Source organism: uncultured Holdemanella sp. (assembly GCF_934772795.1).
Classification (GTDB): Bacteria; Bacillota_I; Bacilli_A; order Erysipelotrichales; family Erysipelotrichaceae; genus Holdemanella.
Genome location: NZ_CAKVMR010000020.1, coordinates 26,695 through 33,403 on the forward strand (window position 1 = coordinate 26,695; position 6,709 = coordinate 33,403).

General features: G+C 34.4%; 6 protein-coding genes. 2 read left to right on the forward strand and 4 right to left on the reverse strand.

All coding sequences use genetic code 11. From position 1 onward, the window contains the following. Positions 1–11 precede the first annotated feature (11 nt). Entirely contained in the window at positions 12–2,186 is a 2,175-nt protein-coding gene (gene nrdD, locus Q0F04_RS05415; protein WP_295564054.1) for an anaerobic ribonucleoside-triphosphate reductase, read from the reverse strand. Between the two features lie 322 nt (positions 2,187–2,508). On the opposite strand from nrdD, the gene Q0F04_RS05420 reads away from it, so the two are divergent. Then, positions 2,509–3,207: a TIGR00266 family protein gene (locus Q0F04_RS05420; protein ID WP_295751056.1), complete on the forward strand. Its 699-nt coding sequence runs from the start codon at positions 2,509–2,511 to the stop codon at positions 3,205–3,207. A 24-nt stretch (positions 3,208–3,231) separates the two neighbouring features. On the opposite strand, the gene Q0F04_RS05425 is transcribed toward Q0F04_RS05420, so the two are convergent. Next, on the reverse strand, positions 3,232–3,630 hold the full coding sequence (locus tag Q0F04_RS05425; RefSeq protein ID WP_288522717.1) for a metal-dependent transcriptional regulator: 399 nt from the start codon (positions 3,628–3,630) through the stop codon (positions 3,232–3,234). Positions 3,631–3,762: 132 nt separating this feature from the next. Here Q0F04_RS05425 and Q0F04_RS05430 point away from each other — a divergent pair, with 132 nt between their 5' ends. After that, positions 3,763–4,695, forward strand: a complete 933-nt coding sequence (locus Q0F04_RS05430; RefSeq protein WP_295751061.1) for a DUF1002 domain-containing protein — start codon at positions 3,763–3,765, stop codon at positions 4,693–4,695. A gap of 18 nt (positions 4,696–4,713) precedes the next feature. Here Q0F04_RS05430 and Q0F04_RS05435 read toward each other — a convergent pair whose 3' ends face one another. Continuing rightward, complete coding sequence (locus tag Q0F04_RS05435; protein ID WP_295751064.1) at positions 4,714–5,904, reverse strand: iron-containing alcohol dehydrogenase; 1,191 nt, start codon at positions 5,902–5,904, stop codon at positions 4,714–4,716. Between the two features lie 11 nt (positions 5,905–5,915). Continuing rightward, entirely contained in the window at positions 5,916–6,500 is a 585-nt protein-coding gene (locus tag Q0F04_RS05440; RefSeq protein WP_295751067.1) for a DUF308 domain-containing protein, read from the reverse strand. Between the last annotated feature and the right edge of the window lie 209 nt (positions 6,501–6,709).

Genomic DNA, 6,709 nt, shown 5'->3' on the forward strand with positions numbered 1-6,709 from the left:
GAAACTAGCTCTTATAAGTGTAGTACTCTTTCTTTGATTTCTTGTGTTCGTCCTTGATTCCAGAACTGAGTTCCGATATATCCACAAGTACGACGAGCCACATTCATTTTTTCTTGGTCACGATTTCCACAATTTGGACATTCCCAAACTAATTTGTGGTTTTCATCTTCCACAATCTTGATTTCTCCTGTATATCCACATACTTGGCAATAATCTGATTTTGTATTCAACTCTGCATACATAATGTGATTATAAATATGTTTCATAATTGCCAATACAGCCTCAATGTTGTTTTCCATATTTGGAACTTCTACATAACTGATTGCTCCACCTGGAGAAAGTTTTTGGAACTGTGATTCAAATGTTAATTTAGTAAATGCATCGATTTCTTCTGTTACATGAACATGATAGCTATTTGTGATATAGTTCTTATCTGTTACATGTGGAATAATTCCAAAACGTTCTTGTAGATGTTTAGAGAACTTAAATGTTGTTGACTCCATAGGAGTTCCATATAATGAGAAGTCAATATTTTCTTCTGCCTTCCATTTAGCACAAGCATCATTTAGATACTGCATAACTTTCAATCCAAATGAAGTTCCTGGCTCTTCAGTATGAGGATGTCCAGTCATATAATATACACATTCACATAATCCAGCATATCCTAAAGAAATTGTAGAATATCCACCGAATAATAATTTGTCGATTGGCTCTCCCTTTTTCAAACGTGCCAATGCACCATTTTGCCATAAAATAGGAGCTACATCACTTGGTGTACCCAATAATCTTTCATGACGACACATCAATGCCTTTTTACACAATGCCAATCTTTCATCCATGATTCTCCAGAACGCTTCTTCATCGTGCTTACTTGAACAAGCTACATCAACTAAGTTCAAAGTCACAACACCCTGGTTGAATCGACCATAATATTTTGGTTTACCATTTTCATCTAAATATGTAGTTAAGAATGAACGACATCCCATACATGGATAACAATGACCTTCTCCATTCGCATCTACTTTTAATTCCAACATTTTCTTTTCAGAAATATAATCTGGAACCATACGCTTAGCTGTACATCTAGCTGCCAATTCTGTCAAATACCAATATTTAGAATCTTCTTCAATGTTGTTTTCTTCAAGAACATAAATCAATTTAGGGAAAGCCGGCGTAATCCAAATTCCTTTTTCATTTTTAACACCCTTGATTCTTTGTTTCAACATTTCTTCAATAATCATAGCTAAGTCATCACGAGTCTGTCCTTCAGGCACTTCATTTAAATACATGAAGACAGTCACAAATGGAGCTTGACCATTTGTCGTCATCAATGTGATAACCTGATACTGAATCATCTGTACACCTTTTTCAATTTCTTTACGAACACGCATTTCTGCCATTTTATTAACTGTGTCTTCAGATGAATCTAAATTCAATGATTCTAATTCTTCTTTTACTTCACGACGCGCTTTTTCTCTTGAAACCTGTACAAATGGAGCTAAGTGAGAAAGTGTAATACTTTGCCCTCCATATTGTGAACTAGCAACTTGCGCAATAATTTGTGTAGCTACGTTACATGCTGTAGAGAAACTATGTGGTTTTTCAATCATTGTTTCAGAAATAACAGTACCATTTTGAAGCATATCCTCTAAATTGACTAAACAACAGTTGTGCATGTGTTGTGCAAAATAATCTGAATCATGGAAATGAATAATACCTTTTTCATGAGCTTCCATAACATCTTGAGGTAACAAGAAACGTTTTGTGATGTCCTTTGAAACTTCTCCAGCCATATAATCACGCTGAACGCTATTTACTAATGGATTCTTATTTGAGTTTTCTTGTTTAACTTCTTCATTATTACGCTCCAATAAAGACATGATTTGTTTATCTGTTGAATTGGCCTTACGAATTAAGGCACGTTCATAACGATATGTGATATAGTTGTGAGCTACCGCAAAACAACGGTGTTCCATCAATTCGCCCTCAACCATATCTTGAATTTCTTCCACATTTGGACTTCTCTTCAAGTTTTCACATTTATCGATCACACTTTGCGTTACAGAATGAATCAATTCATCCGTCATTTGATTATGTGTTGTTGCTTTATTTGCTTTTTTGATTGCATTTTCAATCTTTGATGCATCAAAAATGACTTCTTCTCCACTTCTTTTAATTACATTCATATTAATCCTCCTAAAAATAGTTGAAGGTTCAACTATTTTTTGTATACATCTAGTATACTAATAAATTTTTCTAAAACAAGCCTTTACATTCATACAAAATAATGCTTGACCTTTACATAAAGGAAACCGGTTTTTTATTTTTTTAAAGTCAGCTAATTTGTGTAAATATTTTAATTTCCAACCAATTTTGTGCAACCCCCTTTATCATTAAGATAATCCTAATATCAACATTATTTATGTCAATTTAAATAAATTTTGATAATTAATGTTAAATTCACATACACTTGATACAATTAAAGAAAGAAATATAAAGGAGGTCATTATGGACTATAAAATTAAAGGCGATTCAGATTGCCCTATCGTTGAAATCAATCTGCAAAATAATGAAACGGTAAAAATCGAAAGAGGCTCTATGGCCTATATGTCAAACGTTGTGATTGAAGGAAAAATGAACAGCAGCAAAAAAGGTATTGGTGGCGTATTAGGTGCCTTAGGACGAAGTATTACCAGTGGCGAAAGCATGTTTATTACAGAAGCTACCGGAACAAGTCCTGACGGATTACTAGGCATCGCGCCTTCGATTCCAGGAAAAATTGTATGCTTAGAAGTTACACCAGGATGTCACTACTATTTAAATAATGGTGCTTTTCTAGCCTGTGATAATACCGTTAGCTACGAAATGAAAACACAAAGCGTAGGAAAAGCATTATTTGGTGGAACCGGTGGATTCTTTGTCATGCATACATCTGGTCAAGGTGATCTATTAATCAATGCTTATGGTGATATCATGGAAATCAATGTAGATGAAGATCATCCAATTACAATTGATAATGAACACGTTGTCGCATGGGACGATTCTTTAGATTACGAAATCAAGATTGCATCTGGAACATTTGGATTTACTACAGGTGAAGGTTTAGTGAATGTGTTCCACGGAACCGGCAAAGTCTACATCCAATCTCGCAACCTGCATTCATTGGCCGATGCTTTGACGCCATTTATTCCTCAAGGAAAAGACTAAAAAAGCGTGAATTTTTCACGCTTTTTACTTACATCCATCCCCTTTACAATCAATACATGAACGCTCACATTTACTACCCTTTAATTTTTTAAAGGTCTCTTCACTAATTGTATGTTCCATACGACAAGCTTCTTCTTCTGCAAGAACAGGTTCTACACCCGCATGAAGCAATTGATTCTTAAAATAAATATGCCTTTCATAGACTTGACTAGCCTGCTTCTGACCTTGATCTGTAAAATATATATATCCCGTTTTATCTGTATAAATCAATTCTTTTTCTTTCAAGTCTTTTAAAGCATGTGAAACACTCGGCTTAGAAAAGCCTAAAGCTGCGGCTACATCAATAGCACGAACATTCTCTTGTTGAGACTTTAATACATATATTGTTTCTAAATAATCTTCCTGTGATTGTGTTAGCTGCATTTCCATCCCTCCGGTTAGTTTTAACTTACCACAAAAGTATAACAAAATTTCACATAAGATTCAAAACTTTTGCACAAAAAATAAAGTTAAGATACACTAGTAAAGTAAATTTATACAAAAGGAGAACAAAAAATGTTTAAATGTAATAAATTATTAGGCGTATCTCTTGCAGCCGTTATGAGTATTTCAGCTACTGCAACGAACGTATTCGCAATCGATACATCCGTTATAGATGAAAAATGGGGGAAACCAACCGTTGTATATGGTGGTGGTTTAAGTGAAGATCAAATCCAAAGTACACGTGAACTATTTGATATTGAAGATACAAATAACGTCTACGAAACAAGTGTGGATGCCAATGACCTATACAACTATTTAGGAATTGCCGGTGGTGATACATCCAGCTTAATTTCAAGTGTCATGGTTCAAAAACAAGATTCTGGTACAGGTGTAAAAGTAAAGATCATCACGCAAAGCAATATCACAAAAATCACATCCAACCAATATGCCAATGCGGCAATCACAGCAGGTGTCAGTGATGTTGAAATCGATGTTGCTTCCGTTTCAAAAGTAACTGGAGAATCGGCTTTAACTGGTGTTTACAAGGCGTTAGAAGCGAATGGAGAAACACTAGATTCAGATCGTACGCAAGTTGCGCAAGACGAGCTTGAAACAACAAATGAAATTGCTCAAAATAATGCAGACAACTCTAACTTTGATTCTGCTCGCTTGGATCAGGCTTTAGTCGAAATCAAACAAGAACTTGCTGAAATCAAACAAAATCAAGGTAGTGCTGCAACTGCCGAACAAGTTGAACAAGTTGTACAAGACGCTTTGAAAAAATTCAATTTAAGTGACATCATTTCTCAAGATGACATTGATAAATTGATTGCATTTGCCAAGAAATACCAAAACACTTCAGCTATTGATTCACAAGAAGTATTGGACCAATTAAATAAATTATCAGGTAGTTTAAAAAATCAATTATCTGGATTATTCAACAAAGCCCAATCTGAAGGATGGTTTGACAAAATCATTAACTTCATTAAAAGTCTATTTAACTAAAACAAAACAAGGAAGTCATTAAGCGACTTCCTTTTCATTTGCCATACGATATATTTCAAGCATATCCGTTTCATCTAGCTCTTTAAATTTACCAATTGTGCGCGTATGTTCAAAGCTGCATTTATATGTTAATTCATACAATTCAGGTTCTGTGCATTTACGCTTCAACAATCCCTGAATACTTGTCGGCATGCCAATCATTCTAAAAAATTCTTCCATCTTCTCAATTGTATTCAATGCACAAGATAAAGTATCCGAATCATCCAAGCCAAACACACGATGTCCAAGCTTCGCAAATCGCGTTGGATTTTCCATATATACATGGTTTGCCCAACTATCCCAAATAGCCGCAAGACCCGCACCATGTGCTACATTAAACATTCCACTTAATTCATGTTCCAATTGATGGCAAGCCCAATCTCCTAAAGAACGATCTCCTGTCATGTCATTATGCGAAACACTTCCTGCCCACATAATTTCAGAGCGAGCCTGTTCATTAGTAGGATCTTCTAACAAAATTTTTGCGTTTTTAATGACAGTACGGACTAAGCTTTCTGCCATTTGATCCACCAAATCCAATGTTTGGTATGGCGTAAAATATCTTTCAAGTGTATGCATAATTATATCTGTACATCCACACATTGTTTGATATTTAGATACAGTATATGTTAATTCTGGATTTAAAATAGAAAATTTAAAATATCCATAATCACTGCTTAAACCACGTTTCAAGTTTCCATCCTCATTTGTGATTACACTTGAATTGCTCATTTCACTTCCAGTTGCCGATAAAGTTAAAATGCACCCCATAGGTAAAGCACCCTTCACCTTTTTCTTTCTTGCGTAGTAATCCCAGACATTACCTTCATTATAAACACCATACGCAATACCTTTACTTGAATCTAAAACACTTCCTCCACCAACCGCAAGAATAAAGTCAACGCCTTCTTCTTTACAAATTTGAATTCCTTCATTCACTTTTGAAAGTAGTGGATTGGCAACAACACCACCGCATAAACAATAATCAATACTTTCTTCATCCAACGCTTTTTTTACTCGATCCAAAAGACCGGATTTAATGGCACTCTGACCCCCATAATGAATCAATACTTTCTTTGGATGAAATTCTTTTAAGATCTTTCCAACCCTTTGTTCTTCATCTTTACCAAAATACACTTTTGTCGGTGCATAAAACTTAAAATTTTCCATGTTTACCCCTTTTAAATCTTTTTCATTGAAACAGCTTCAATCAACAAACTAAGACCTGCCACAATCAAATAGGTCGCGATAACATAATTGATGACTAAAGCACTTTGGAATGGCATTACCAAAAAAATAATACCTAACAATAGATTGATCCAACCAGTAAAGCTTAAATACTTCGTATCGATTACTCTAAAGAAACTAAGTCTAGAACCCCAAGTAATCTTTTGAATACCATTGACCAATAATACAAACGCAAATAAGAATGTCAATGTACTTACAGTAATTGTGACTGGCATCGTACATAACAAACAACCTAACAAAATATTTAAGATACCGCTAGCTAGCCACATTGCGTCTCTAAAGAAGAAAGTGGTGGTGATATATGAATAAATTTCACATGCACCCCAAACGATCAAGCCAATGGCTGCGATAATTTGAATCGTTGTGAATACCTTTTCTGGAAACGCAAAACACAAAGCACCAATAAGAATCAATACTATACTTAATATTATACTCATTCTTTTAGCCTTTTTATACCTTTCATTCCATTGTGTTGTGAATTCATCAATATAATCATAATCTGAATCAAACCACTTCATATGTAACATCTCCTTTAACTGATTTCAGTATAACACTATTTTTAGCACTTACAATATTACAGTGCTAGACACATTTCAATATGTGTCTATTATTGTAAATTTATCTCATCAATGATACACTTTTACTTGTCGAAAAAAGACAAACTATTAAATGTCAATAAGTAATGTAAAATTTATTGTAATTGTAGTTTTCTTTGTTAGATCAAGGG

Bases quoted from the DNA above. Each gene is read 5' to 3' on its own strand.
- Q0F04_RS05435 (WP_295751064.1), bottom strand. From the start codon at position 5,904: ATGGAAAATTTTAAGTTTTATGCACCGACAAAAGTGTATTTTGGTAAA.
- nrdD (WP_295564054.1), bottom strand. From the start codon at position 2,186: ATGAATGTAATTAAAAGAAGTGGAGAAGAAGTCATTTTTGATGCATCA.
- Q0F04_RS05430 (WP_295751061.1), top strand. From the start codon at position 3,763: ATGTTTAAATGTAATAAATTATTAGGCGTATCTCTTGCAGCCGTTATG.
- Q0F04_RS05425 (WP_288522717.1), bottom strand. From the start codon at position 3,630: ATGCAGCTAACACAATCACAGGAAGATTATTTAGAAACAATATATGTA.
- Q0F04_RS05420 (WP_295751056.1), top strand. From the start codon at position 2,509: ATGGACTATAAAATTAAAGGCGATTCAGATTGCCCTATCGTTGAAATC.
- Q0F04_RS05440 (WP_295751067.1), bottom strand. From the start codon at position 6,500: ATGAAGTGGTTTGATTCAGATTATGATTATATTGATGAATTCACAACA.